Genomic DNA, 25,216 nt, shown 5'->3' with positions numbered 1-25,216 from the left:
AAAAATGAAAAAATTTCTTGTTTTTCTTGTAGTGCTTATAACGGTGCTTGGTACAATTGTTTATTATAAAATACCAAAATATCATGAAATAAATAGTTTTGGTTTTATTTTCCCGGAATCAATCAATGATCAGACTTGGGGGACAGAAGGATATAAGGCAGTGTTAGACATTGTTCAGGATTATGATACAAACTTCTATATTCAGGAAAATATTGATGATGAAGAAAAAACTAAACTTGTACTGAATGAATTTCTTGATAGAGATGTTTCTATTATTTATGGGCAAGGTTCTATGTATGAGAAAATTTTTAATGAATATGCAAAAAAATATCCTGATGTTCATTTTGTTTTTACAAATGGGATAAGTAAACATAAAAATGTTTCTGCACTTAATATCGAAGCATATAGTATGGGATTTTTTGCCGGGTACTTAGCCAGCCATGAATCAAAGACTCATCAAATTGGTGTAATAGGAGCTTTTGATTATCAGCCTGAAATTAAGGGATTTATGGACGGTGCATACTATGAAAATAAAGAGACTATCATTCAGGCTTCTTTTGTAAAGACGTGGGAGTATAATAATGATGTTGGTGTCATTACAAAGAAAATGATAGAAAATGACGTCGATGTTTTTTATCCGGCTGCAGATGGTATTAATAGTGAAGTTATGGGGATTGTTAAAGAATATGATCGTAAAGCAATCGGATATATCACTGACCAGAGCTATCTAGGTGACTTTATTCTGGCAAGTACTGAGCAGAATATTTCGAGGTTATATCAGGATATTGCAAGAGAATACTCGGAAGGTAGACTAATAGGCGGAACTAAATACTATGGCATGAAAGATAATATTACTAGCCTACATGGTTATTCGCCATTAGTTACATCAAGTACAATTGAAAAAATGGATAAACTGATTGAGGAATATAAGAAAACAAGTAAACTACCAAATGGTAAAAAAGTACCTGAAAATAACGTGAATGTATATCTCGAAAGTGATACTGAAAAATAAAGGACTTCTATTTGAAGTTCTTAATTTTTTATGTTAAATTAGTACCAGATACTAAAAGTAGATATAAGAGGTGCATCACATGAATGTAGGTATAAGAGGAATCGGGGTTTATATCCCTGAAAAAATAGTAACCAATGAACATTTTGAAAGTTACTTGGATACTTCAGATGAATGGATTTCAAAAATGACAGGTATAAAAGAAAGAAGATTTGCAAGAGCTGACCAGGATGTAAGTGATTTAGCATTCATTGCATGTGAAAATGCAATTAAAAATGCTAAAATAAATAATGAAGATATAGATATGGTTATTGTAGCAACTGCAACAGGCGATCATAAATTCCCTTCTGTAGCAACGATGCTTCAGGATAAACTTGGATTAAGAAATGTTCCGGCAATGGATCAACTCGCAGCATGTACGGGATTTATCTATAGTTTAATTACGGCGGAACAATTCATTAAAACAGGATTGTGTAAAAATATTTTAGTGGTAGGCGCAGAAAAGTTAACCAAAATTGCAGATTTAAATGATCGTAATACAGCAATTTTATTTGGAGATGGGGCTGCAGCTGTCATTGTGAGTGAAGTTGCTGAAGGATATGGCTTCCTATCACATGAATGGGGAAGCGATGGTTCTGGCGGTAAATATTTATTTGATAATAAGGAAACAGGATTACTTGAAATGAACGGTCGTGAAGTATTTAAATTTGCTGTACGTGTTATGGGTGATGTTTCATTGAAGTCAGTTGAGAAAGCGGGTCTAAACTCAGAAGAAATTGATATGTTTATTCCACATCAGGCAAATATACGTATTATGGAATCAGCACGTGAACGTTTAGGGATACCTCCAGAGAAGATGAGTGTTACTGTTGATCGATATGGTAATACATCAGCAGCTAGTATACCACTTTCATTATTCCATGAATTAGAACAAGGGAAGATTAAGAACGGTTCTAAATTAGTTTTTGTTGGATTTGGTGGAGGTCTGACTTATGGTGCTATGACATTAATTTGGGGAGATAAGGAGAGAAAATAATGAAAAATAGAGTTGTAATTACTGGAATTGGTGCACTAAGCCCAATCGGTAATGATGCACATACTACATTTGAAAATGCTGTGAAAGGCGTTAACGGCATAGCGCCTATTACACGTATTAAGCATGATGATATGGCAGTGAAAGTAGCGGGTGAATTGAAGGATTTCAATATTGAAGATCATATGGCTCTAAAAGAAGCACGTCGAATGGATCGATTTACGCAATATGCGGTAGTCGCAGCACGTGAAGCATTAAATGATTCGAAACTAGAAATTACTGATGATAATAGTGATCGTATTGGCGTTTGGATTGGATCAGGCATTGGTGGTATCGAGTCTTTTGAAACTGCACATCAAACTTTAGTTGATAAAGGACCAAGACGTGTTAGTCCGTTCTTTGTACCGATGTTAATTCCTGATATGGCTGCTGGACAAGTATCTATCGATTTAGGTGCAAAGGGACCAAATGGATGTACAGTTACAGCATGTGCAACAGGAACAAATTCTATCGGTGATGCTACCAGAATGATACAATATGGAGATGCAGATGTAATGATAGCAGGTGGTACTGAAGCACCAATCACACGTTTAAGTATCGCTGGTTTTACATCTAATCGTGCACTCAGTACAAATCCAGATCCAAAAACAGCATGTCGTCCATATCAGGAAGGACGTGATGGGTTTGTTATGGGTGAAGGTGCAGGTGTCGTCGTACTAGAAAATTTAGACCATGCATTAGCGCGAGGTGCTCATATATACGCAGAAGTTGTAGGTTACGGAAATAACGGTGATGCACATCATATTACAGCACCAGCACCGAATGGCGAAGGTGGAGTGCGTACGATGAAGATGGCACTTAAAGATGCTGGTATAGAAGCAGATAAAATCGACTATTTAAATGCACATGGTACGAGTACACCGATTGGTGATGAGTATGAAGCCTTAGCAATCCAGACAACATTCGGAGAACATGCAGAAAATCTATTAGTATCTTCGACAAAATCAATGACGGGTCATCTATTAGGTGCAACAGGTGCAATCGAAACAATTATTACAGCACTTTCTATTGAAACAGGAAAGATTGCACCAACAATCCATCAGGAAGATGAACATGCATTTGGATTGAATTTTGTACCGAATAAAAGCGTTGAACGCGACATTGAATACGCGATGACAAACAGTTTAGGATTTGGTGGTCATAACGCAGTATTAATCTTAAAAAAATATAGTGAATAGAAAAAAGTGAGAAATTAATTTTTCTCACTTTTTTCTTGTGTTAACAAATGTTAATTTTTATAATATGGATGAGGTGAATACATGTTTATTAAAGCACATCATCCAAACCAATATATTCAATATTTACTTGCAGTAGAAGATAGAATTACATTACAGGAAAATGATCGCATCAATCTTTTCAGATATAAGAGTGGAGTAGCTGGAGAAAGAGCGTTTTACGAGCTTTTGAAAAATATATTTGAAGGTATAAAAATCTGGGATATTACTTTAGAAAATAACGGGTCATCACAATATGACTTTATTATAGTAGTTGATAAAGTGATCTATCATTTTGACGTTAAGAACTTTAGTGGTGTGTATACATATAAAAATGATAATTTCATTAGTGAAAATGGACGGAACTATAAAAATATTATGGCACAACTCGATGCGGCACATGACAGACTCATTAGAATTGTGGAGTTAAACAATTGGGGATATAAAGTGGAAAGTAAAATAATATTTATTAATAACCAATTTTCTATTCGAAATTACGATGGTAATCCATTAATACTCTTTAATAATCAAATCGATAGTTTTATTCAGCATTTATTAAAAAGTAAAACATATAAGAAAGATCTATACGTAGCAGAAAAACTTGTTGAATTAAATAATCCGAAAGCATTTGAAAGGATTTATTATTATCCATTCGAAAAGATGAAATCAGGTCCACGTTGTCCAAAATGTCTGCAAATTAATAAGGTTGAAGTTTTGAACAAATATAAAACTGTATCATGTGCATGCGGACATACATATGAAAAATCTGAGATGCTGCAAAATATAATTGATGAACTCTTTCATATTAATCAAGGTATTATTAAGACTAAAGACGTGGTTTATTGGAGTGACGTACCAGAGAGAAGTGTGCGAAGGTTTTTAAAACAGAATTATCATTCTCAAGGGAGCAATAAAAATAGGAGTTATAAAAAGAATAATGGCCGATAAACTAAAAATATCGGCCATGAAATCGTAAAACAAGTTCAAATCTGGAAATGATGGCCGATAAATCGAAAATATCGGTCATGAAATCTCAAAACTAGTCCAAATCCCAGAATGATGGCCGATAAATCGAAAATATCGGCCATGAAATCTCAAAACTAGTTCAAATCCAAAAATGATGGCCGATAAATCGAAAATATCGGCCATCAACTTCATCATCAATATTCTACACCATGCTATACATAGCAATTAAACTTATAATCACTAATCCAAGCGATACAAATAAAATCGGATTAGTCCATATGTACTTTTCCTGTCTGATGCGCAATTTTTTATTGAAGTCTGGATCTTCATCCATTGTTTCTTTAATTCTTTTAGGTGCCATCATGTAATTAAACTTTCTAAAGGAATGGCCCATAATACTATATGCCCCGTCACTATACATCATCATAAATAATCCGATACATAATCCTATCATTGAAACGGTAAAGGTACCGTTTAAAAAATTTAATAAATTCAGTCCGCTAAATAATGCATAAATAATAGTTAAACCTGCTTCTATCGCAAAAATAATAATGTAATTTTTCACAATTATTCCTCCTATATTAACTTTATTTATTATATCCTTATTTTCATAAAATGCATATAAAATGTTATAAAAATGAATAATCATTATACAATATAATATAAAACTCGATTATTACGACAATACAATAATTTTTATATACAAAAATACGTATAAATATACCTTTCGTTTAACGCTTTAGTGCACTATATATGTATAAAAAGTATTGAAAATATTAAGAAAAATGTATAAAAAGTTATTGCTATTTATTTACTATAACATTTATAATAAAGTTAATCTTCTGAAAATTAACAGAGGCATTTTTAGAAATGGGGGAAAGATATGAAAAGACAGGTAAAATCTTTATTAGTTTTATTTCTAGCAATTACAATGGTACTTGCTGCATGTTCAGGTAAAAAAGGTGGTTCTGGTGATACTGCTGGTGGCGATGGTAAAACATTACGTCTCGTTGCATCTAGTGATATTCCAACAATGGATTCATCTTTAGCAACAGATGCTGTTTCATTCAATGTATATAACCAAACGATTGAAGGTTTATATACATTAGATAAAGATGATAAAGCGGTTCCTGCAATTGCAAAAGGTGAACCAAAAATTTCAGCTGACGGTAAAAAATGGACAGTTGAATTACGCGATGATGCAAAATGGACAAATGGTGATTCAGTAACAGCAAAAGACTTCGTATTTGCATGGCAACGTGCATTAGATCCAAAAACAGCTGCAGAATATGCTTACATCATGTACGACTTAAAAAATGCAGAAGCAGTTAATACGGGAAAAATGAAACCATCTGAATTAGGTGTTAAAGCAGTTAATGATACAACTTTAGAATTTGAATTAGAAAAATCTAAGCCTTATTTCAAAGAATTGTTAGCATTCGGTACTTTTTTACCTCAAAACGAAAAATTCGTTAAAGAAAAAGGTGAAAAGTACGGGACTACAGAAAAAGATACATTATATAATGGTCCATTCGTATTAAGTGAATGGAAAACAGAAGACAAATTTACTTTAACGAAAAATGATAAATACTATGATAAAGATAAAGTAAAATTAGAAAAAATTACGTATAAAGTATTAAAAGACGCAAACTCAGGTGTTAACTTATATACAACTGGTAAAATTGACCGTGTAGGATTACCTGCAGAATTTATCGATAAATACAAAGATGATAAAAATTATTCTACAGAACTAGACGCTTCAACATTCTTCATTAGAATGAACCAGACCAAAAATAAAGATTTACAAAACAAAGATTTACGTATGGCTTTAGCAAAATCTATTGATAAAGAAAAATACGTTAAAAATAACTTAAATAATGGTTCTGTAGCAATTGACACATTAATGCCAAAAGAATTTGTTAAAGACGAAGCGGGTAAAGACTTTGTTGATGGTGTGAAATCTCCATTAAATTACGATGCAAAAGCAGCTAAAGCTTCTTTTGAAAAAGCGAAAAAAACTTTAGGTAAAGATAAGTTCACATTTGAATTTTTAACATTCGACCAAGAGTCTTCTAAGAAAGATGCTGAATACTTTAAAGAACAAATTGAATCTAATTTACCTGGTGTTACATTAAAAATTAAACAACAGCCATTCAAACAAAAATTAGATTTAGAATCTAAAGGAAACTATGAATTATCATTAGGTGGTTGGGGTCCTGACTATCCAGACCCAATGACATTCTTAGATATGTTTGTTACAGATGGGCCACATAACCAAACAGGCTGGTCTTCAAAAACGTATGACAAAGCAATTGATGAAGCGAATGGTCCTTTATTAACAGATGTAGAAAAACGTTGGACAACTTTACAAAATGCTGAAACTGAATTCTTAAATGAAGCAGTTATTATTCCAATCTATCAACGTGGTGGCGCATTCTTAACGCAATCATACGTGAAAAACATTGTTTCTCATAAATTTGCTGGAGATTATTCATTCAAAGAAACTGAAATTAAGAAATAGTATCTTCAAACCAATTTTGAAGGAAGGATATGCAACTTATATCCTTCTTTTTAAATAAATAAAAAAAGTTGTATGAATTATGAGAAAATTTAGTTATTATAGTATTAGAGCAAAAGTTGATTTTGCACTATATGCTTATAAGGAGGAAGAAGTGCATGTTAAAATATACGATTAAACGAATTTCTTATATGCTTTTAACATTGTTCATTGTTACTACGGCTACGTTCTTCTTAATGAAATTAATGCCTGGTTCACCGTTCAACGATGAAAAGTTATCAGCTGAACAGAAAGCAATCGTGAATGAAAAATATGGATTAAATGATTCGGTTGGTGTGCAATATCTTAATTATTTGAAGAAGGCAGCAACAGGTGATTTCGGCGTTTCATTCCAATATGATAATAAAGATGTATTAGGATTAATTATCCCTCGTCTTGGACCATCTGCTGAAATTGGTCTTTATGCAATGATTATTGGTGTGACACTTGGTATTATTTTAGGTGTTATTGCAGCAGTAAAACAAAATACATGGGTAGATTATTTAGCAACTGTATTCTCTGTACTTGCTATCTCAGTCCCATCATTCGTTTTAGCCGTGTTATTACAATATTTCTTAGCTGTTAAAGTACAATGGTTCCCAGTTGCAGGTTGGGAAGGAATTGATTATGCAGTATTACCAGCTATTGCATTATCAGCGGGTGTTATCGCAACTATCGCACGATATATTCGTTCGGAAATGATTGAGGTTTTAAGTTCAGATTATATTACATTAGCACGTGCCAAAGGTAATTCAACTACAAAAGTATTATTTGGCCATGCATTACGTAATGCGTTGATTCCGATCATTACTTTAATTGGACCAATGACAGTAGGTATCTTAACAGGGGCACTTACTATCGAGACTATCTTTGGTATTCCAGGTCTTGGTGATCAATTCGTGCGTTCTATTCAAATGAATGACTATCCAGTTATTATGGCGCTTACAGTATTTATCTGTGCATTATTCGTAGCAGTATTATTTATCGTAGATATTTTATATGGCATCATTGACCCACGTATCCGTGTACAAGGAGGTAAAGATTAATGGCAAAATTTAATGAAGTAGAAGAAAATGTTAATCATGCAAATTTAAATCAAAATTTAGCAACACCTCCTGGTTCATTTGTATTAGCAAATCGTGATGAAATCAATGAAGAAAAAATCGAGCGTGAATCTAAGACATTCTGGCAGGATGCATGGTTGCAACTAAAAGCTAACAAAGCAGCTATCCTTGGTTTAATCGGTTTAATTCTATTGGCGTTAATGGCATTTATCGGCCCGATGATTAGTGGTCATACATATCGTGCACAAAACGTCGATCATTCTAACTTACCGCCAAAAATTATGGCGCTAAAGGATGTAGGATTCTTACCGTTCGATGGTAAAGATAAAGATGGTTTCGATGTTTATGAATCTAAGAATGTTAAAGAAGCATACTGGTTCGGGACAGATCAACTTGGTCGTGACATCTTCACACGTACTTGGAAAGGTACACAAGTTTCTATCTTTATTGGTGTTGTAGCAGCATTTTTAGATGTTGTTATCGGGATTACTTATGGATCTATTTCAGGTTTCTTTGGTGGCTGGGTAGATACATTGATGCAACGTATCATTGAGATTATCGCTTCAATTCCGAACTTAATCATCATGATTTTATTCGTAATTATATTCGGCGGTAGTCTATGGACAATCATCTTAGCCATGTCACTTACCGGCTGGATTGGAATGAGCCGTATCGTACGTGGACAATTCTTAAAATTAAAAGGCCAGGAATATATTTTAGCATCAAGAACATTAGGTGCTTCAAACATGAGTTTAATCTTTAAACATATTTTACCGAACACATTAGGACCAATCATCGTAACAGCAATGTTCTCAATTCCTGGTGCGATTTTCTTCGAAGCTTTCTTAAGCTTCATCGGTTTAGGTTTAGAGCCACCGATGACATCACTTGGGGCATTAGTAAACGATGGTCGTAAAATGTTACTCATTCATCCTTATCAAATGTTTGTTCCATCTGCAGTATTATCATTATTAATCTTATGTTTCTATCTCTTTGGTGACGGTGTACGAGATGCATTCGATCCGAAAATGCGTAAATAAAGGAGGAAATTAGAATGGCAGAAAGAATTTTAGAAGTTAAGAATTTAAAAGTTTCCTTCGATATTAACGCGGGGGAAGTTCAAGCGGTACGTGGTGTTGATTTCCACTTAGATAAAGCAGAAACTTTAGCGATCGTTGGTGAATCTGGTTCAGGTAAATCAGTAACGACGAAAGCGATTATGAGGTTGTTACCATCACCACCTTCACGTATTAAAGAAGGAGAAATTTTATTCGATGGTAAAGATTTAGCAAAGTTATCAGAAAAAGAAATGCAGCAAGTGCGTGGTAAAGATATTTCAATGATTTTCCAGGATCCGATGACTTCATTAAACCCAACCATGAAAATTGGTAAGCAGGTAATGGAACCACTGATTAAACATCAAAAGTTATCAAAAGCAGAAGCTAAGGAACGTGCACTAGATATTTTACGTTTAGTAGGACTTCCGAATCCGGAAGGACGCTTTAATAACTACCCTCACCAGTTCTCTGGAGGACAACGTCAACGTATCGTTATTGCAACGGCACTTGCATGTGACCCAAAAATTCTAATCGCCGATGAACCAACAACAGCACTTGACGTAACAATTCAGGCACAAATTTTAGAATTGATGAAAGATTTACAGAAGAAAATTGATACTTCAATTATCTTCATTACCCATGACTTAGGGGTAGTAGCAAACGTAGCAGATCGCGTTGCAGTAATGTATGGTGGACAAATCGTTGAAACAGGAACAGTAGATGAAATATTCTACAATCCTAAACATCCATACACTTGGGGATTATTATCATCTATGCCGAGTTTAGATACACATCAGGATACGGAATTAATTGCAATTCCTGGTACGCCACCAGATTTAATTAAACCGCCAGTCGGTGATGCTTTTGCACGACGTTCAGATTACGCATTACAAATTGACTTTGAACAGGAGCCACCTTGGTACCAGGTTTCAGATACGCATTTTGTGAAATCATGGTTGATGGATCCGCAGTCACCTAAAGTTGAACCACCTGAAATGGTTAAACAAAAGCTGCGCCCTATGCCTGGTGACTATGCAGAGCCAAAACGTGTTGAGGGGGTTAGCTTTTAATGAGAGACGATAAAGTGCATAACAATACGGATGGTCGTGTTAAAGTAATTGATAAGACAGGAAATACAGTAGAAGATGTTAAAGTTGAAAAAACTGTGAATCATACTTCAGAGCATACTGTAGAACATTCAATAGAAGATGGTCCGATTCAAGTAAGTGAAGATGAGATTGTTGAAGATACATCACACTATAATGAAGCAGACTTAAATAAAACAAACCTATCTGAAGCAGAAAAAAAAGCAGTGGGTTCAAAACCTTATGCTGAGGGAAAAACAAAATTAATCGAAGTAAAAAATTTAAAGCAATATTTCAACGTTGGCAAGAAAAATGAAGTAAAAGCGATCGATGATATTACTTTTGATGTCTATCGCGGTGAAACGTTAGGTCTGGTAGGTGAGTCAGGTTGTGGTAAATCAACAACAGGACGTACACTGATTAAATTATATGATGCGACTGGTGGAGAAGTTATCTTTGATGGGACTGATATTCAGTCGATTAAAAACAAAAAAGATTTATTAAAGTTTAATCGTCGCATGCAGATGATCTTCCAGGATCCTTATGCTTCACTTAACCCAAGACTTAAAGTTATGGATATTATTGCTGAAGGTATCGATATTCATAAACTTGCAAAGAATAAACAGGATCGTGCAAACCGTGTTTACGAGTTACTTGAGACTGTAGGTTTATCTAAAGAACATGCTAACCGTTATCCACATGAATTCTCAGGAGGACAACGTCAGCGTATCGGTATCGCACGTGCATTAGCAGTAGAACCAGAGTTTATTATTGCAGATGAACCAATCTCAGCGCTTGACGTATCTATTCAGGCGCAGGTTGTAAACTTAATGCAGAAATTACAGAACGAACGTGGCATTACTTTCTTATTTATCGCCCATGATTTATCAATGGTTAAATACATTTCAGATCGTATCGGTGTAATGTATTTCGGTAAATTAGTTGAAGTAGGACCAGCGGATGCTATCTATAACAATCCACTTCATGAATATACGAAGTCATTGTTATCTGCAATTCCATTACCAGATCCTGAATCAGAGCGCACACGCGTACGTAAAACATATAATCCGGATGTTCATGCGTATACTGCTGACGATGTATTAGAGTTACGTGAAGTTGCTCCAGATCATTACGTATATTGCTCACCGAAAGAATACGAAGCATTAAAGAAATCTTATAATCATAATTATTAATCAATAAAGGACAATGAGAAGCATTAATCTCAATGTCCTTTATTTTTATGCACAATACTTAATAATTTTATAAAAAGAAATAAAAAGGAAAAAATACACTTTATAAATGATAACAAAACATAAGAAAAATAACTTACCATTATTAAGGCATTCAGAAAGAAATTTAAAGTTATACTTAATAAAAGAATGTGAATAAATATAAAATAATAAAATATTCAAAAAAATTAAAAAATGTATAAAAAAAGTATTGCTATACCTTGGAATATAAAATATAATTAATACAAATCTTCTGAATATTCCAAACAGCAGATTGAATAATTTATATGTAGGGGGAAGTTGAATGAAAAAGAATTTTCAATGGTTTTTAGTTCTATTATTAGCTTTAACTGGTTTTGTCTCAGCTTGTTCAGGTGGCGGAGATAAGAAATCTAGTAGTGGCGGTGAAGATGGTGGTAAAAGTGATCAAGTATTAAATTTTGCGTCATCATCAGATATTCCATCTATGGATTCTTCATTAGCAACTGACCAAGTATCATTCGATACTTTCAACCAGGTAATGGAAGGTCTTTATACTTTAGATAAAGACGATAAGGCTGTTCCGGGTGTCGCTGAAGGTGACCCTGAAAAGTCTAAAGACGGTAAAACATGGACAATCAAATTACGTGAAGATGCAAAATGGTCTAATGGTGACCCTGTAACAGCGAAAGACTTTGAATATGCATGGAAACGTACAATGGATCCTAAAACAGGTGCTGAATATGCATATATTATGGCGGATTTAAAAAATGCTAACAAAATCATGGAAGGTAAAGCGAAACCTGATGAGTTAGGTGTTAAAGCAATTGACGATAACACATTAGAAATTCAATTAGAAACTAACGTTCCTTACTTCCAGGAATTATTAGCATTTGGTTCATTCTTACCACAAAACGAGAAATTCGTTAAAGAAAAAGGCGACAAGTATGGTACAACTAAAGATGATACTTTATACAATGGTCCTTTCGTATTAAACGAGTGGAACACTGAGAAAAACTACCAGTTAACGCCAAACAAAGAATACTGGGATAAAGATAAAGTAAAGTTAAAAGAAGTTAACTACCAAATCGTTAAAGAAACACAAACTGCTTTAAACTTATACACTACTGGTAAAATCGATGCTGTAGGTTTAACTGCTGAAAACGTAGATAAGTACAAAAACGATGCGAAATACAAAGATCAATTCTCTACTGAATTAGATGCTTCTACTTACTTTGTACGTATCAACCAATCTAAAAACAAAGATTTACAAAACAAAAACTTACGTTTAGCTTTAGCGAAAGCAATTGATAAAGATAAATACGTAAAAACTTTATTAAACAATGGATCAGTCGCAGTTGATACTTTAATGCCTAAAGAATTCGTTAAAGGTCCAGACGGTAAAGATTATATCGATGGTGTAAAATCTCCGTTAAACTATGATAAAGATGAAGCGAATAATTACTATGAAAAAGCGAAAAAAGAATTAGGTAAAGACAAGTTTAATTTTGAATTCTTAACATATGATGCAGATACATCTAAAAAAGATGCTGAATATATAAAAGAACAATTAGAAACTAATTTACCAGGTGTTACTTTAAAAATTAAGCAACAACCATTCAAACAAAAATTATCTTTAGAATCTAAAGGTAACTATGAATTATCATTTGCTGGTTGGGGTCCAGACTATCCAGACCCAATGACATTTATCGATATGTTCGTAACTGACGGTCCACATAACCAAATGGATTGGTCAAACAAAGAATTTGATAAATTAGTTAAAGATGCTAAAGGTCCATTATTAGCAGATCCAGAAAAACGCTGGACTTCTTTACAAGAAGCAGAAACATTATTCTTAGAAGATGCAGCTATCATTCCGATGTATCAACGTGGAACTGCACGTTTACGTCAACCATACATTAAAAACTATGTAACTCACAAATTTGCTGGAGATACGACTTTAAAAGAAGTTACAATCGAAGGTAAAAAATAGTTACAACATTAAGAGCACTTCACTAAATTTCAGTGAAGTGCTCTATTTTTTATTTTCTTTTTCTGCCTAGCCCCATTGCGTTCTCCATCTTTTTAAGCATTTTATTTGCTTTAAATGCGGCTTTTTCAGCACCACGGTCGAGTATTTCATCAAGTTCTGGTGAATTCATGTAGTATTCGTATGTTTCCTGGAAAGGTGTAATAAATGCTACTACAACATCTGCTAAATCTGATTTAAAGTCGCCATAACCTTTTCCTTCATATATAACTTCAAGTTCTTCAATCGTTTTACCTGAGAAGATTGAATAAATACCTAACAAATTAGAAATGCCTGGTTTATTTTCTTTATCATATTTTACGATCCCTTCAGAATCAGTAACTGCACTTTTGATTTTTTTCGCTACAGTATTCGGTGGGTCAAGGAGAGAGATATATCCTTTCGTATTGCTATCAGATTTACTCATTTTTTTCGTAGGATCCTGTAAACTCATCACGCGTCCACCGACTTTAGGCATTCTAATTTCTGGAATCGTAAATATATCATTATATTTATTGTTAAATCGTTCAGCGAGGTCACGCGTTAACTCAAGATGTTGTTTCTGATCATCACCGACTGGAACGATATGTGTGCCATATAATAATATATCTGCAGCCATAAGTGGTGGATAAGTTAATAATCCTGCAGGAATACCTTCTTTACGATCCTTTGCCTTATCTTTAAATTGCGTCATACGTTCTAGTTCACCAATCGTTGAAATCGTTGTTAGCATCCATCCTGCCTGAGCATGAGCTGGGACTTCTGATTGGATGAAGAGCGTTACTTTCTCCGGATCTAATCCACTAGCAAGATAAAGTGCTGCCAGTGAGCGAATATTCTTTCTTAATGCTGCTTTGTCCTGAGGAACGGTAATCGCGTGTTGATCAACAATACAAAAGTAACAGTCGTAGTCATTTTGAATTTCAACAAATTGTTGCAATGCACCGATATAGTTTCCGATTGTAGGAACACCACTCGGTTGAATACCTGAAAATAATGTTTGCATATATAAAACTCCTTTTATAATAGTAAGTATATTGTACTATATAAAAGGATATAATAAATAAACAGATTTAATAAAAATTAGGATTAATATAATATGTGACAAAAATGAAAACTTATGAAAACATATTGTAATAAGGATTTATAAGGTGTATAGTGTAAGAGTAAATAATAAAATTTATGAGATTATCTTCAGTAATTTATGATTGAATGTTCAGATAATTATTTTCATTTTATTAGAGTATTCTCATTAAATTTTAATGTTCAGATAATATAATAATAATATCAGGTTAGAGCACATATCAATAACATTTTGATTGCTTAATTTAATTGTATAATTATTTTTTAAGTTATATCGTTTGACAATGTTTAAGTTAACGCGTAAAGGGTAAATATAATTAAGCGTTCAAGATTAATTATGAAAATAATAATCTAACCGATAAATAACACAATTAGGAGAGTGAGATGTATGGTAACATTATTTACTTCACCAAGTTGCACATCTTGCCGTAAAGCGAAAGCATGGTTACAAGAACATGACATTCCGTATACGGAGCGTAATATATTTTCAGAAAACTTATCAATCGATGAAATAAAAGCAATCTTAAGAATGACAGAAGATGGTACAGATGAAATCATCTCTACACGTTCAAAAACATTCCAAAAATTAAATGTCGATATCGACGCATTACCTTTACAGGAATTATATGAAATTATTCAAAAGAACCCTGGTTTATTACGTCGTCCAATCATCTTAGATGAAAAGCGTTTACAAGTTGGATACAATGAAGACGAAATCAGACGTTTCTTACCACGTAAAGTGCGTACGTTCCAATTACTGGAAGCGCAACGTATGGTAGATTAATTTAAAATAACAGGCTGTCATAATTTGTTCACATGAATGAATTTGACAGCTTTTTTATGTATCACTTTAAGGTTAATTCATTGTGAGGATATACCCTTTAATGTACAATAGACTTACAATTCTTTTGATAGGGGGAATAGACCATGAGAATTGAACGCGTAAATGACACTACATTAAAATTTTATTTAACATATGCAGATATAGAGGCTCGAGGATTTAAACGTGATGATTTATGGACGAACCGTAAAGCTGGTGAAGAATTCTTTTGGTCTATGATGGAAGAAATCAACGAAGAGGAAGAATTTTTTGTTGAAGGGCCATTATGGATACAAGTTCATGCATTTGATAAAGGTATTGAATTTGTTGTTACAAAAACTAAACAAGATGATGTTTTACATTTACCGGATGATGAATCACCTGAAAATCTTGAATATCAGGTGAACGATTTCTTAAGTAAATCAGTTCAGGATGAAAAAGAGTTACGTGATTTATTAATGAAAGCATCTGAAATAAATGATCTCGATAATGAATTTATTGCACACTTTGATAATCTTGAGCATGTTATCCAATTCAGTTATGATGATCATCTTGATATCGACATTGAAGACTTACTTTATATGCATGAAGGAAGATATTATTATTATGTACAGTTTGACGAACGTTTATCAGATGATGAAGTACATACATATGTTGCGCATATATTAGAGTATGCTGATGAATCCCGTATTTCTAAAGAACAACTTGAAGAGTATGGAAAAGTCGTGATGAGTCATAATGTGAAACATCAAGTACAAAAATATTTTAAATTGTAGTGATTTACAATATTTACACATTTGTAAAAAATACTTTTAGCACTTTCTACTATATATAAGTAGGAGGTGCTTTTTTATGCTTGTTGCTTTAAATGTTGCCGGAGAATTAATTGAGGCCAATCGTGCATTGCCGGGCCGATACACTTGTCCAATTTGCAATAAACCTGTTGTATTAAAAAAAGGAAAAGTTAAGTTACCGCATTTTGCACATCAAACTTTAAAAGATTGTTTTATGTATACATACAAAAAAGAAACAATCGCCCATATTGAAGGTAAATATGCTTTATATGATTTATTTGATCCTTCAACATGTTTTATGGAATATTATTTATCATCCATTGAGCAGATACCTGACTGTTATCATACTTCTTCTATAGCATTTGAACTACAGATGTCGGTAATCCCGATTTCTCACATTGCTACGAGAACTTCTGGCTACAAATCAATTGGTGTGGATGTAATATGGATTACTAAATTTGAAGATATTAATATCAATGATACGAAAATGAAACTTACATACTTTCAAAAATCATTAATTCATTTAGCAAGTAATGTATTGTTTGCTTATCATACGCAGTTAAAATCATTTTTTGCCTTACAGATTACCCGTGTACTGAATCATAATGAATTTGAAATTAAAATTAGTAAGATTATGAATGGAGAAGTGATACTTTCAATAATTTCTGATAATCAGTTAAAAATAACATATCGTATATTAAGCAAGATAGAAACGAAAAAGCATATTCAAAATTGCTTAGCAAAAAAGTCAGTGCTGCAGCCCACATTAAGTGGACTTTATCAACTCAGGTTAGACCATAGAAATATACCAGAATACTTACGTATAGTAATACCTGAACAAATATATATAGATAAACATCCTGTAGAATGGCAGGTTGAATTGATGGTGATGATTCACAATCAACAATTTGATTTTCAAAAATGGATGCATTGCTTAAAATTATCTGAACAAAGTAACTTAATGATATCGCATCCAGAACTAGCTTTACACATCTTAAAAGTTTATCAGCATATATCAAATCAAATGCGTGCATTAATAACAGAAAAGTGAGAAAATTATATGTATTAAAGAAATGGAGGATTTAAAATGACAGAATTAATAACAAGAAGCGAGCAACATGAGCAAAACACATGGGATTTAACGACAATATTTAAATCCGATGACGCGTGGGAAAGTGCTTTTACTGAGCTTTCAGAGTATCTGGGCAAAGAAAAAGCATTTCAAGGTAAACTAGGTACTTCAAGTGAAACTTTGTTAAATGCATTACTATTAGATGCTGAAATTGATGAATTATTAGGTAAAGTCTATGTATATGCACATCTTAAACATGATGAAGATACTACGAATGCCAAGTATACTGCTTTTGAGCAACGTGCTGCAACACTTGCAAGTCAATTCTCATCTGCCTGGAGTTTTATGTTACCGGAGCTGATGACAATTGATGAATCACAGTTAAATACATTTATTGCAGAGAATAAAGGATTAGAGCGTTTCAAATTTGATCTTGAAAAAATTAATAAACGACGTGAACACGTTCTTAGTGAGAAAGAAGAATTGATATTAGCTGAAGCTCAGGAAGCACTTTCTGCTTCAAGCAATACTTTTAGTATGTTTAATAATGCCGATTTAACTTTTGATAACATAAAAGATAAAGATGGTAATTCATTACCGTTATCTCATGGTAACTATATTACATATTTAGAGTCTGATGATCGTGTATTACGTGAAAACGCATATAAAGCGGTTTACTCTAAATACGGTGAATTTAATAATACATTGTCACAAACATTAGCAGGAAAAGTAAAGGCAAGCGTATTTTCAAGTAAAGTAAGAAATTATGAAAGTGCTCGTCATCAAGCATTATCAAACAATGATATACCGGAGTCTGTATATGATACGCTAGTTAAGACGGTTAATGATCATCTGCCATTATTACATCGCTACACAGCATTACGTAAAGAATTATTAGGCCTAGATGAGATGTATATGTATGATATGTATACACCTTTAATAGAAGATGTTGAATTCAAAGTTACTTACGAAGAAGCGAAAGATTGGATGCTGGCATCACTTGAGCCGATGGGTAGTGAATATATAGAAGTAATTAAAGAAGGATTAACGAATCGCTGGGTAGATGTATACGAAAATAAAGGAAAACGTAGTGGTGCTTATTCATCTGGAACATTTGGTACAAATCCGTTTATCTTAATGAACTGGACAGATAATGTAAACAATACATTTACCTTAACACATGAGTTTGGCCATAGTGCACATAGCTATTTTTCAAGAAAAAATCAGCCGTCTAATATGTCAGGCTATTCAATATTTGTTGCTGAAGTAGCATCAACATGTAATGAAGCTTTACTGGCAGATTATATGTACAAAAATTTAGATGATGAAAAGAAAAAACTATATCTACTCAATTACCAGTTAGATGGATTCAGAGGTACTGTATTCAGACAGACGATGTTTGCTGAATTTGAACATATCATCCATACGATCGTTGAAAATAATGAACCATTAACTGCTGAACGATTAAATAAAGAGTATGCAGCATTGAATAAAAAATATTATGGAGATGCTGTAATAACTGATGATAATATTCAATATGAGTGGAGTCGTATCCCACATTTTTATTACAACTATTATGTTTATCAATATGCAACAGGATATAGTGCAGCATTTGCGTTAAGCAAGCAAATTCTTGAAGAAGGCGCACCTGCTGTGGAACGTTATATCAATTATTTCTTAAAAGCTGGTAGTTCTGATTATCCTATCGAAGTACTTAAGAAAGCAGGTGTCGATATGACATCAAGCGCTGCAATAGAAAATGCATGTAAAGTGTTCGAAGAAAGATTAGATGAATTTGAAAGATTAATAAAAGTATCAAAATAATAAATAAGCAGTGAATACGTTTACAATATGTCAACTTTGTGAACAGTGTCCATTTTATTTGAAACAGAACAAATTCCGTGTTATATTAAGTACATGAAATTAATCACATACCAAACATACCCCTTTGTTTGAGTGAAAAATTTCTCCCATCCCCTTTGTTTAAATACCGTGTAATCAGACACGGTATTTTTTTATGAGATTTTTTAATATTATATTTTAAGTACATAAATAACTGTTATGAAAAACAATGAAACTGTACTAATAAATTATTTGAAAAAAAAGAAACACAAAAACATATCGTACGATATCGGTTTTTGGTGTGATATTCTATAGTGATTTAAAACGCCAGAATAGGTCATGATCATAATAAACATCTTCAATAATATTCTGAAGCTTTAACTTTCGTAGCTCATTCATTAATATATTATGTGGCCACTCATAAACAGTTTCGAGTTCGTGCTCACTTACCATCTCCTGTTCACAAATATATTCTGAAAGCGATGGTGGTAACTTTTTTTCAATCGGCGTTTCGACAAGTTCATTGATGATATAAGTGTATATATGATAAGCATGAATACCTTCTACTTTTAATCCTTCATCTTCATAATTTTCATTAAAGAAAACAAGTGTAGGTGTAACACTGACATCCATTTCATTCGCGATATGTTGATCACACTTTAATGAGGATGTAACATGATTACTACGTATATCATTAGTGAAAACTTCAATATCTAGTCCTGCTTTTTGAGCACAATGCATAATCAATTCTTTTGTGATTATATCTTGTTTTGGCATTATTTCATTCTGTATAAAATTCAAAAATAAATTTGCTTTCTTTCTTCCTTGTAATTCAGCTGCTTTAAATGCTAAAGCAATATTATCATCGTAAGTTGTACTTTGTGCCTGACATTTTGTAAGTACTTTCAAAGTTGGAAGTAGAATTTGTTTGATTTCTACGAATTGATAGTATTCAATTTGCAACTTGCGCAAAGTTGCTTTAAGTTTCCATGAATCTTTACAAAAAGGATCAAAGAAAGAATAGATTTCTATTTTTTTATTTGGCACTAATTGTTCTCGTGTTTGATTTACTATTAATTGTAGTTGTCCCATTCTACATCACCTTCATCCTTTAATCGACATTTTTCATATGTTCAGCAGTAAGCGTTAAACGTTGCAATAAGTAAGTTCTGATATCTTCATCCATCGTTACTTCATATGCAGCTTTCGTCATATTTTCGAGCCATGCATTTTTTTCATATTCTCCTATTATAAAAGGCATATGACGTGCACGCATCATGGGATGACCATGTTCATCAGAGTAAAGCGTTGGTCCCCCAAAAAATTGTGTTAGAAATTGTTTTTGTTTTCGAGCAGTTTCATTAAAATCACCAGGAAATAAATGATTAATACGCGCATCTTCTCTAACATACGAATAAAAGATATCTATCATTTGATATAAATTCTCCTGACCGATACGATCAAAAATTGTATCCATCTGACATCTCCTTACTTTCATTCTAATATAGCATGTCTATTACAATTTTAAAGTATTTTGCTTGTAAGTTTGCTGTAGTGGTTATAAAATCTTTGTACTTTGCTAATTGTTTCTTGTTTGTCAATGTTATAATATTCAAGTAACGCATCAAAATGTACTTTGCCTTCTTCGTAGTTGTTTACTTCATATTCCAGCTCGTAATCGTTAGTATCAAGATAATAACTGGCATCAAGGACAAGAAGACCGGATTTATATTCTATTTCCTGACGTTCTGTAGATAATGCACCAAATATACGAAGTGAATTATCTGCTATATTCATTTTTTTTAATTGCTGGTCAATATTTTCAGGGATAAAACGTTGCTCAATATATTCCTGATCTATAATACGCTCATCAATCACACCAGAATACTCCATGACACCAATTGCTTGTGGTATTTTTAATGTCATCATTTTAGATGTACCATTATCGCGAATTCTAAGTGCACATTTGTGAGATTTTAAATCGAATTGATTCGTATCGATATAAAAATTGGTTTGCGTAATCATCGGGGCATCGATAAATAACGCATTTTTTAATTGTTCATAAGTTGAATAATCAAGTAGATTCTTGAATTCAATTTCAAGTTCTTCCATGGTGAACCCCCTTTATATATTTTAATTATGTACAACATAATAAATGAAGTAAAGTATATTACATTCTATTCATTACTAAATCAAGAAACATTAAAACATTTATAATAATTATGTTAAAATATTCATGTTAAGGAGATGACACAAAAATGAATTTACATGTCAATGAAATTAAATTAGAAGAAAATAAAGTTATAATATTTACTGAAGAATCACCAATTGAAGCTACAGCCACTGGTACGATGGTGGTAGATAGTGATAATTTTCAATTTGTATATTTACTTGATAGTGGCGAGAGTTTCGCAAATTTGCGTTTTGTAGAAGAGACATGGCATATGATGAAAGCTTATGAATCATATCCGTGGTTTTTATACGGTACAATTGAACTGATTAATTTTAAAGAAGAATTTGATGAACTTATCGATAATATTCAAGGAAATTTTAATTATGGGAAACCTTTTGTTGAACGTGTTGAAGAGGTTTTTGAGCTATAGAATGAGGTGTTGTTATGAACCAATGGGATTTATTTTTATCACCATATAAACAAGCAATCGATGAACTTAAAATAAAATTAAAAGGTATCCGTAAACAAATTCAATCAGAGGGAAAATCATCACCGATAGAATTTGTTACTGGTAGAGTTAAACCGATACCAAGTATCATTGAGAAAGCAAATACGCGTGGTATTCCGTTTGATCGTTTAAGTGAAGAAATGTATGATATTGCTGGTCTTAGACTGATGTGTCAATTCGTTGATGATATAGATGTTGTTGTACAGATGTTGCGAAATAGAAATGATTTTGAAGTAGTTGAAGAACGTGATTATATTAAAGATACAAAAGAAAGTGGTTATCGCTCATACCATGTCATTATTAAATATCCAATTGAAACATTAACAGGTCAAAAATTTATACTGGCAGAAATACAAATAAGGACGTTAGCGATGAACTTCTGGGCAACAATTGAGCATACTTTACGTTATAAATATGCAGGAGACTATCCACCAGAAATTCAAAATCGTCTAGAGCGTGCAGCAGAAGCAGCATATCTATTAGATGAAGAAATGTCTGAAATTCGAGAAGAAATAAAAGAAGCTCAAAAGTTTTACTCAGAACAACGTAGTGAGATTAGAGACTAAGGGGGGTGAATAAATGCGCTTTAATATATTGTCTAAAGGTGATTCGAAAAGTAATGCTTTAAAACAGAAAATGACAGGATTTATGAAAGATTTTAATATGACTGAAGATGTTGAAACGCCCGAAATAGTAATTTCTGTAGGCGGGGACGGTACATTATTACAAGCCTTTCATACATATAGTCATCGTTTGAGTGAAACAAGTTTTGTTGGAATACATACAGGACATCTGGGTTTTTATGCAGACTGGCTACCACATGAAGTTGAAAAATTAATTCTTGCCATAAATAATGACTCTTTTCAGGTCATTGAATATCCTTTAGTTGAAGTGATTGTAAGATACCAGGAAGGAAGACCATCAAGATATTTAGCGCTTAATGAAGCAACAGTTAAAACGCACAATGGAGCAACACTCGTAGCTGATTTGTTTATCCGTGGGGATCAATTTGAACGTTTTAGAGGAGATGGTTTATGCATTTCGACACCGAGTGGGTCTACTGCATATAATAAAGCACTCGGCGGCGCATTGATCCATCCTTCTTTACAGGCGATGCAAATTACTGAAATAGCATCAATCAATAACAGGGTGTTTCGTACAGTAGGATCTCCTTTAGTATTACCAAAGCACCATACATGTAAAGTCGTTCCTGATAACCCTAGTACTTTACAACTTACTTTTGATCATCTGACAGCAGATCATAGAGGTGTGGCTTCGATACAATATCGTGTTGCAGATGAAAAAGTTCGTTTTGCAAGATTTAGGCCTTTTCCATTCTGGAAAAGAGTTCACGATTCTTTTATAGCAAACGATTGATTCAAATTATATACAATATTAAAGAAGCCACAACTGTAAAAACATTTTTACAAAGTCAGTGTTATAGCAAGAAATCATTAAGCGCCATTAAACAAAATGGCGCTTTACTTGTAAATAATCATCCTGTAACTGTTAGAGCGCATATATCTCAAGATGATATATTAACTGTGCGACTTCCTGAGGAAACAAGAAGCCTTTACTTAAAAACGAGCCACATCCCAATTGAAATATTATATGACGATTCATTTTTGATCATTGTAAATAAACCAAGTTATATGAATACGATACCATCTCAATTACATCCACATGACAGCTTATTAGAGGCGGTATATGGATATCTTGAACGGAATGATGATAACAGTATGCTTCATCCTGTTAGCAGACTGGATAGAAATACGAGTGGCATTGTAGTTTTTGCTAAACATCAGTTGATACATCATTTACTGACGAATGAAATAGAGAAACATTATTTATTAATTTGTCATGGTGAATTGAAGGCTAAAGGTAATATTTGCATGCCAATTGAAAGAAGTGACACTTCAATCATCACCAGACAGGTAAGTGTCTATGGACAAAATTCTCGAACTGAATATCAATTACTTCAATATAATAAACCCATGGATATATCATTGGTAAGCGCACGTCTGCACACAGGTAGAACACATCAAATTCGTGTCCATTTTTCCGCGCTGGGACACTCATTGATAGGTGACACATTGTACGGGAATGACAACAAAATTGATAGACATGCACTTCATGCATACGAAGTCCGATTTAATCATCCGATATACGGAAATCAAATAAATATAAAGTCATCATTACCTAAAGATTTAAGTCAATTTTTTGATGTGTTATAATAAATTGTATTTTGGAGGTGAGATTATGGCGGAAGAAGAAGTTGTTTTAGAAGAAGAAATGTATAACAAAGAAGCGTTAGATGAACTGTTGGTGAGTGGTGATATAGACCAGTTTAGAGAGGAATTTCTCAAACTTCATACCTATGATCAAGGTGAATATTTTACCGAATCAAGTGATGAATTTAGAGATAAAATCTATCATTATTTATCTCCAAAAGAAGTTGCAGAATTTATGGAAACAACTGAAATGGAAGATGATGAATATGATCATATCTTCGAAGAGATGGACGCACGATATGCAAGTAGTATGTTTGAAGAGATGTCTTTCGATAATGCAGTAGATATTTTAAAGATGCTACCTAAGACAAAGATTGCTAGCTTGCTTATGCTGATGGATAAAGAGACAGCAGATGAAATAAAAGCGCTGTTACATTATGAAGAGGATACGGCCGGTGGTTTGATGACTACGGAATTTATTTCTGTATCATCTTTAAGTACTGTGCGCGAAGCAATGATTCAATTAAAGGAACAAGCACCTCAAGCGGAAACCATTTATTATATTTTTGTACTGAATGAAAAAAAACAACTTGTCGGTGTAATCTCTCTAAGAGATCTCATTGTTGCAGAAAATGATGAGTATATTGAAGATATAATGAATGAACGTGTTATTAGCGTAAATGTAGCAGATGATCAGGAAGATGTTGCAAATATCATGAAAGACTATGATTTCTTGGCGATTCCTGTTGTCGATTATCAAAATCATCTACTTGGTATCATTACAATCGATGACATTTTAGATGTTATCGATGAAGAAGCAAGTGAAGACTACTCAAAACTTGCCGGGGTAAGCGACATTGATTCTACAGATGATTCTATGTTTGCAACAGCCCGTAAAAGATTGCCATGGTTGATGGCATTAACCGTGATGGGGATGATTACTGCTTCGATATTAGGCCAGTTTGAAGATACTTTAAGTAAGGTTGCCTTACTAGCAGCGTTTATACCGCTTATCGGAGGAATGGCAGGAAACTCCGGTACGCAAAGTTTAGCCGTTGTTGTTCGCGGTATTTCAACAGGTGAAATCGATGAACAAAGCAAGTTTAAGTTAGCATTACGAGAAGCGGGTTCTGGATTTATCACCGGATTAAGTTGCTCTGTAATGTTATTTCTAATAATTTGTGTATTATATAGAACTCCGGTACTAGGATTAATTGTATGTTTTAGTTTAACGATTGCTATGACGGTCGCAACTTTAGCTGGCGCGATGGTACCTCTAGTGATGCATCGTTTAAAGATAGATCCTGCTGTTGCGAGTGGGCCATTTATCTCTACTACAAATGATATTATAAGTATGTTGATCTATTTTGGATTAGCAACCACTTTTATGAGTTACTTAGCTTAGGAGGA

At 33.3% G+C, this 25,216-nt stretch carries 24 protein-coding genes; 19 read left to right on the top strand and 5 right to left on the bottom strand.

The window, feature by feature from the left end; translation table 11 throughout:
• Nucleotides 1-4: 4 nt before the first annotated feature.
• From BHX94_RS08600 to BHX94_RS08585, 4 genes are all read left to right on the top strand, one after another.
• On the top strand, nucleotides 5-1,012 hold the full coding sequence (locus tag BHX94_RS08600; protein ID WP_111745893.1) for a BMP family ABC transporter substrate-binding protein: 1,008 nt from the start codon (nucleotides 5-7) through the stop codon (nucleotides 1,010-1,012).
• A gap of 79 nt (nucleotides 1,013-1,091) precedes the next feature.
• Nucleotides 1,092-2,045, top strand: coding sequence for a beta-ketoacyl-ACP synthase III (locus tag BHX94_RS08595; RefSeq protein ID WP_111745891.1), 954 nt, complete (start codon nucleotides 1,092-1,094; stop codon nucleotides 2,043-2,045).
• Nucleotides 2,045-3,280: a beta-ketoacyl-ACP synthase II gene (fabF, locus tag BHX94_RS08590; protein ID WP_111745889.1), complete on the top strand. Its 1,236-nt coding sequence runs from the start codon at nucleotides 2,045-2,047 to the stop codon at nucleotides 3,278-3,280. The genes BHX94_RS08595 and fabF overlap by 1 nt, the downstream gene beginning before the upstream one ends.
• An 81-nt stretch (nucleotides 3,281-3,361) precedes the next feature.
• Entirely contained in the window at nucleotides 3,362-4,264 is a 903-nt protein-coding gene (locus tag BHX94_RS08585; protein ID WP_111745887.1) for a nuclease-related domain-containing protein, read from the top strand.
• 220 nt (nucleotides 4,265-4,484) lie between these two features.
• Here the strand turns inward: BHX94_RS08585 and BHX94_RS08580 are convergent, their stop codons facing one another.
• The gene (locus tag BHX94_RS08580) at nucleotides 4,485-4,847 is read right to left on the bottom strand and encodes a DUF3899 domain-containing protein (protein ID WP_170120807.1); all 363 of its coding nucleotides are present in this window, start codon (nucleotides 4,845-4,847) and stop codon (nucleotides 4,485-4,487) included.
• A gap of 318 nt (nucleotides 4,848-5,165) precedes the next feature.
• Between BHX94_RS08580 and BHX94_RS08575 the strand changes: the two genes are divergently transcribed.
• The 6 genes from BHX94_RS08575 to BHX94_RS08550 all read left to right on the top strand — a co-directional run bounded on the left by BHX94_RS08575 (nucleotide 5,166) and on the right by BHX94_RS08550 (nucleotide 13,247).
• Complete coding sequence (locus BHX94_RS08575) at nucleotides 5,166-6,803, top strand: peptide ABC transporter substrate-binding protein (RefSeq protein WP_111745883.1); 1,638 nt, start codon at nucleotides 5,166-5,168, stop codon at nucleotides 6,801-6,803.
• Nucleotides 6,804-6,958: 155 nt separating this feature from the next.
• Nucleotides 6,959-7,885: an oligopeptide ABC transporter permease gene (gene opp3b / locus BHX94_RS08570; RefSeq protein ID WP_111745881.1), complete on the top strand. Its 927-nt coding sequence runs from the start codon at nucleotides 6,959-6,961 to the stop codon at nucleotides 7,883-7,885.
• Nucleotides 7,885-8,943 carry an oligopeptide ABC transporter permease gene (gene opp3C, locus BHX94_RS08565; RefSeq protein ID WP_111745879.1) on the top strand — a complete coding sequence of 353 codons (1,059 nt, stop codon included), beginning with the start codon at nucleotides 7,885-7,887 and terminating at the stop codon, nucleotides 8,941-8,943. The genes opp3b and opp3C overlap by 1 nt, the downstream gene beginning before the upstream one ends.
• A gap of 14 nt (nucleotides 8,944-8,957) precedes the next feature.
• Nucleotides 8,958-10,031 carry an ABC transporter ATP-binding protein gene (locus BHX94_RS08560; RefSeq protein ID WP_111745878.1) on the top strand — a complete coding sequence of 358 codons (1,074 nt, stop codon included), beginning with the start codon at nucleotides 8,958-8,960 and terminating at the stop codon, nucleotides 10,029-10,031.
• A gap of 242 nt (nucleotides 10,032-10,273) precedes the next feature.
• A complete protein-coding gene (locus BHX94_RS08555; protein WP_111745915.1) occupies nucleotides 10,274-11,239 on the top strand; it encodes an ABC transporter ATP-binding protein in 966 nt (321 codons plus the stop codon).
• Between the two features lie 340 nt (nucleotides 11,240-11,579).
• Nucleotides 11,580-13,247, top strand: coding sequence for a peptide ABC transporter substrate-binding protein (locus BHX94_RS08550; protein WP_096076987.1), 1,668 nt, complete (start codon nucleotides 11,580-11,582; stop codon nucleotides 13,245-13,247).
• A 49-nt stretch (nucleotides 13,248-13,296) separates the two neighbouring features.
• Here the strand turns inward: BHX94_RS08550 and trpS are convergent, their stop codons facing one another.
• Nucleotides 13,297-14,289 (bottom strand): tryptophan--tRNA ligase, encoded by a 993-nt coding sequence (trpS, locus tag BHX94_RS08545; RefSeq protein ID WP_111745876.1) that lies wholly within the window; start codon nucleotides 14,287-14,289, stop codon nucleotides 13,297-13,299.
• Between the two features lie 465 nt (nucleotides 14,290-14,754).
• Between trpS and spxA the strand changes: the two genes are divergently transcribed.
• The 4 genes from spxA (at nucleotide 14,755) to pepF (ending at nucleotide 18,876) form a co-directional block, all read left to right on the top strand.
• On the top strand, nucleotides 14,755-15,150 hold the full coding sequence (spxA, locus tag BHX94_RS08540) for a transcriptional regulator SpxA (protein WP_096076985.1): 396 nt from the start codon (nucleotides 14,755-14,757) through the stop codon (nucleotides 15,148-15,150).
• A gap of 143 nt (nucleotides 15,151-15,293) precedes the next feature.
• Nucleotides 15,294-15,962 carry an adaptor protein MecA gene (gene mecA, locus BHX94_RS08535; RefSeq protein ID WP_096076984.1) on the top strand — a complete coding sequence of 223 codons (669 nt, stop codon included), beginning with the start codon at nucleotides 15,294-15,296 and terminating at the stop codon, nucleotides 15,960-15,962.
• A gap of 76 nt (nucleotides 15,963-16,038) precedes the next feature.
• Nucleotides 16,039-17,031 carry a competence protein CoiA gene (locus BHX94_RS08530; RefSeq protein ID WP_111745874.1) on the top strand — a complete coding sequence of 331 codons (993 nt, stop codon included), beginning with the start codon at nucleotides 16,039-16,041 and terminating at the stop codon, nucleotides 17,029-17,031.
• 36 nt (nucleotides 17,032-17,067) lie between these two features.
• Nucleotides 17,068-18,876 (top strand): oligoendopeptidase F, encoded by a 1,809-nt coding sequence (gene pepF, locus BHX94_RS08525; protein WP_111745873.1) that lies wholly within the window; start codon nucleotides 17,068-17,070, stop codon nucleotides 18,874-18,876.
• A 327-nt stretch (nucleotides 18,877-19,203) separates the two neighbouring features.
• On the opposite strand, the gene BHX94_RS08520 is transcribed toward pepF, so the two are convergent.
• The 3 genes from BHX94_RS08520 to BHX94_RS08510 are packed head-to-tail and all read right to left on the bottom strand — an operon-like array spanning nucleotide 19,204 to nucleotide 21,006.
• Entirely contained in the window at nucleotides 19,204-19,986 is a 783-nt protein-coding gene (locus BHX94_RS08520) for a DsbA family protein (RefSeq protein ID WP_111745871.1), read from the bottom strand.
• Nucleotides 19,987-20,005: 19 nt separating this feature from the next.
• Nucleotides 20,006-20,371, bottom strand: a complete 366-nt coding sequence (locus BHX94_RS08515) for a globin domain-containing protein (protein WP_111745869.1) — start codon at nucleotides 20,369-20,371, stop codon at nucleotides 20,006-20,008.
• A gap of 47 nt (nucleotides 20,372-20,418) precedes the next feature.
• Entirely contained in the window at nucleotides 20,419-21,006 is a 588-nt protein-coding gene (locus BHX94_RS08510; protein WP_111745867.1) for a CYTH domain-containing protein, read from the bottom strand.
• Between the two features lie 146 nt (nucleotides 21,007-21,152).
• On the opposite strand from BHX94_RS08510, the gene BHX94_RS08505 reads away from it, so the two are divergent.
• From BHX94_RS08505 to mgtE, 5 genes are read left to right on the top strand one after another with little or no spacing between them, the layout of a single operon-like run.
• Nucleotides 21,153-21,497 (top strand): UPF0738 family protein, encoded by a 345-nt coding sequence (locus tag BHX94_RS08505; protein WP_111745866.1) that lies wholly within the window; start codon nucleotides 21,153-21,155, stop codon nucleotides 21,495-21,497.
• Nucleotides 21,498-21,511: 14 nt separating this feature from the next.
• Entirely contained in the window at nucleotides 21,512-22,141 is a 630-nt protein-coding gene (locus BHX94_RS08500; protein ID WP_111745864.1) for a GTP diphosphokinase, read from the top strand.
• Between the two features lie 13 nt (nucleotides 22,142-22,154).
• Nucleotides 22,155-22,952: an NAD kinase gene (locus BHX94_RS08495; RefSeq protein ID WP_111745862.1), complete on the top strand. Its 798-nt coding sequence runs from the start codon at nucleotides 22,155-22,157 to the stop codon at nucleotides 22,950-22,952.
• The gene (locus BHX94_RS08490) at nucleotides 22,949-23,809 is read left to right on the top strand and encodes an RluA family pseudouridine synthase (RefSeq protein WP_242446678.1); all 861 of its coding nucleotides are present in this window, start codon (nucleotides 22,949-22,951) and stop codon (nucleotides 23,807-23,809) included. The genes BHX94_RS08495 and BHX94_RS08490 overlap by 4 nt, the downstream gene beginning before the upstream one ends.
• A gap of 25 nt (nucleotides 23,810-23,834) precedes the next feature.
• Complete coding sequence (gene mgtE, locus BHX94_RS08485; protein WP_111745860.1) at nucleotides 23,835-25,211, top strand: magnesium transporter; 1,377 nt, start codon at nucleotides 23,835-23,837, stop codon at nucleotides 25,209-25,211.
• The last annotated feature ends 5 nt before the right edge of the window (nucleotides 25,212-25,216 follow it).

It is taken from the genome of Macrococcoides bohemicum (genome assembly GCF_003259675.1).
Lineage (GTDB): Bacteria > Bacillota > Bacilli > Staphylococcales > Staphylococcaceae > Macrococcoides > Macrococcoides bohemicum.
Note: the sequence above shows the minus strand (reverse complement) of the source record. Positions and strands in the feature narration are given on the sequence as shown.

Excerpts from the sequence above, each read along its gene's own strand:
- BHX94_RS08600 (WP_111745893.1), top strand. The coding sequence starts at position 5 with ATGAAAAAATTTCTTGTTTTTCTTGTAGTGCTTATAACGGTGCTTGGT.
- BHX94_RS08530 (WP_111745874.1), top strand. The coding sequence starts at position 16,039 with ATGCTTGTTGCTTTAAATGTTGCCGGAGAATTAATTGAGGCCAATCGT.
- fabF (WP_111745889.1), top strand. The coding sequence starts at position 2,045 with ATGAAAAATAGAGTTGTAATTACTGGAATTGGTGCACTAAGCCCAATC.
- BHX94_RS08595 (WP_111745891.1), top strand. The coding sequence starts at position 1,092 with ATGAATGTAGGTATAAGAGGAATCGGGGTTTATATCCCTGAAAAAATA.
- mecA (WP_096076984.1), top strand. The coding sequence starts at position 15,294 with ATGAGAATTGAACGCGTAAATGACACTACATTAAAATTTTATTTAACA.
- BHX94_RS08510 (WP_111745867.1), bottom strand. The coding sequence starts at position 21,006 with ATGGAAGAACTTGAAATTGAATTCAAGAATCTACTTGATTATTCAACT.
- pepF (WP_111745873.1), top strand. The coding sequence starts at position 17,068 with ATGACAGAATTAATAACAAGAAGCGAGCAACATGAGCAAAACACATGG.
- BHX94_RS08575 (WP_111745883.1), top strand. The coding sequence starts at position 5,166 with ATGAAAAGACAGGTAAAATCTTTATTAGTTTTATTTCTAGCAATTACA.
- BHX94_RS08495 (WP_111745862.1), top strand. The coding sequence starts at position 22,155 with ATGCGCTTTAATATATTGTCTAAAGGTGATTCGAAAAGTAATGCTTTA.
- mgtE (WP_111745860.1), top strand. The coding sequence starts at position 23,835 with ATGGCGGAAGAAGAAGTTGTTTTAGAAGAAGAAATGTATAACAAAGAA.
- BHX94_RS08560 (WP_111745878.1), top strand. The coding sequence starts at position 8,958 with ATGGCAGAAAGAATTTTAGAAGTTAAGAATTTAAAAGTTTCCTTCGAT.
- BHX94_RS08585 (WP_111745887.1), top strand. The coding sequence starts at position 3,362 with ATGTTTATTAAAGCACATCATCCAAACCAATATATTCAATATTTACTT.
- BHX94_RS08515 (WP_111745869.1), bottom strand. The coding sequence starts at position 20,371 with ATGGATACAATTTTTGATCGTATCGGTCAGGAGAATTTATATCAAATG.
- spxA (WP_096076985.1), top strand. The coding sequence starts at position 14,755 with ATGGTAACATTATTTACTTCACCAAGTTGCACATCTTGCCGTAAAGCG.
- trpS (WP_111745876.1), bottom strand. The coding sequence starts at position 14,289 with ATGCAAACATTATTTTCAGGTATTCAACCGAGTGGTGTTCCTACAATC.
- opp3b (WP_111745881.1), top strand. The coding sequence starts at position 6,959 with ATGTTAAAATATACGATTAAACGAATTTCTTATATGCTTTTAACATTG.
- BHX94_RS08505 (WP_111745866.1), top strand. The coding sequence starts at position 21,153 with ATGAATTTACATGTCAATGAAATTAAATTAGAAGAAAATAAAGTTATA.
- BHX94_RS08520 (WP_111745871.1), bottom strand. The coding sequence starts at position 19,986 with ATGGGACAACTACAATTAATAGTAAATCAAACACGAGAACAATTAGTG.
- opp3C (WP_111745879.1), top strand. The coding sequence starts at position 7,885 with ATGGCAAAATTTAATGAAGTAGAAGAAAATGTTAATCATGCAAATTTA.
- BHX94_RS08550 (WP_096076987.1), top strand. The coding sequence starts at position 11,580 with ATGAAAAAGAATTTTCAATGGTTTTTAGTTCTATTATTAGCTTTAACT.
- BHX94_RS08500 (WP_111745864.1), top strand. The coding sequence starts at position 21,512 with ATGAACCAATGGGATTTATTTTTATCACCATATAAACAAGCAATCGAT.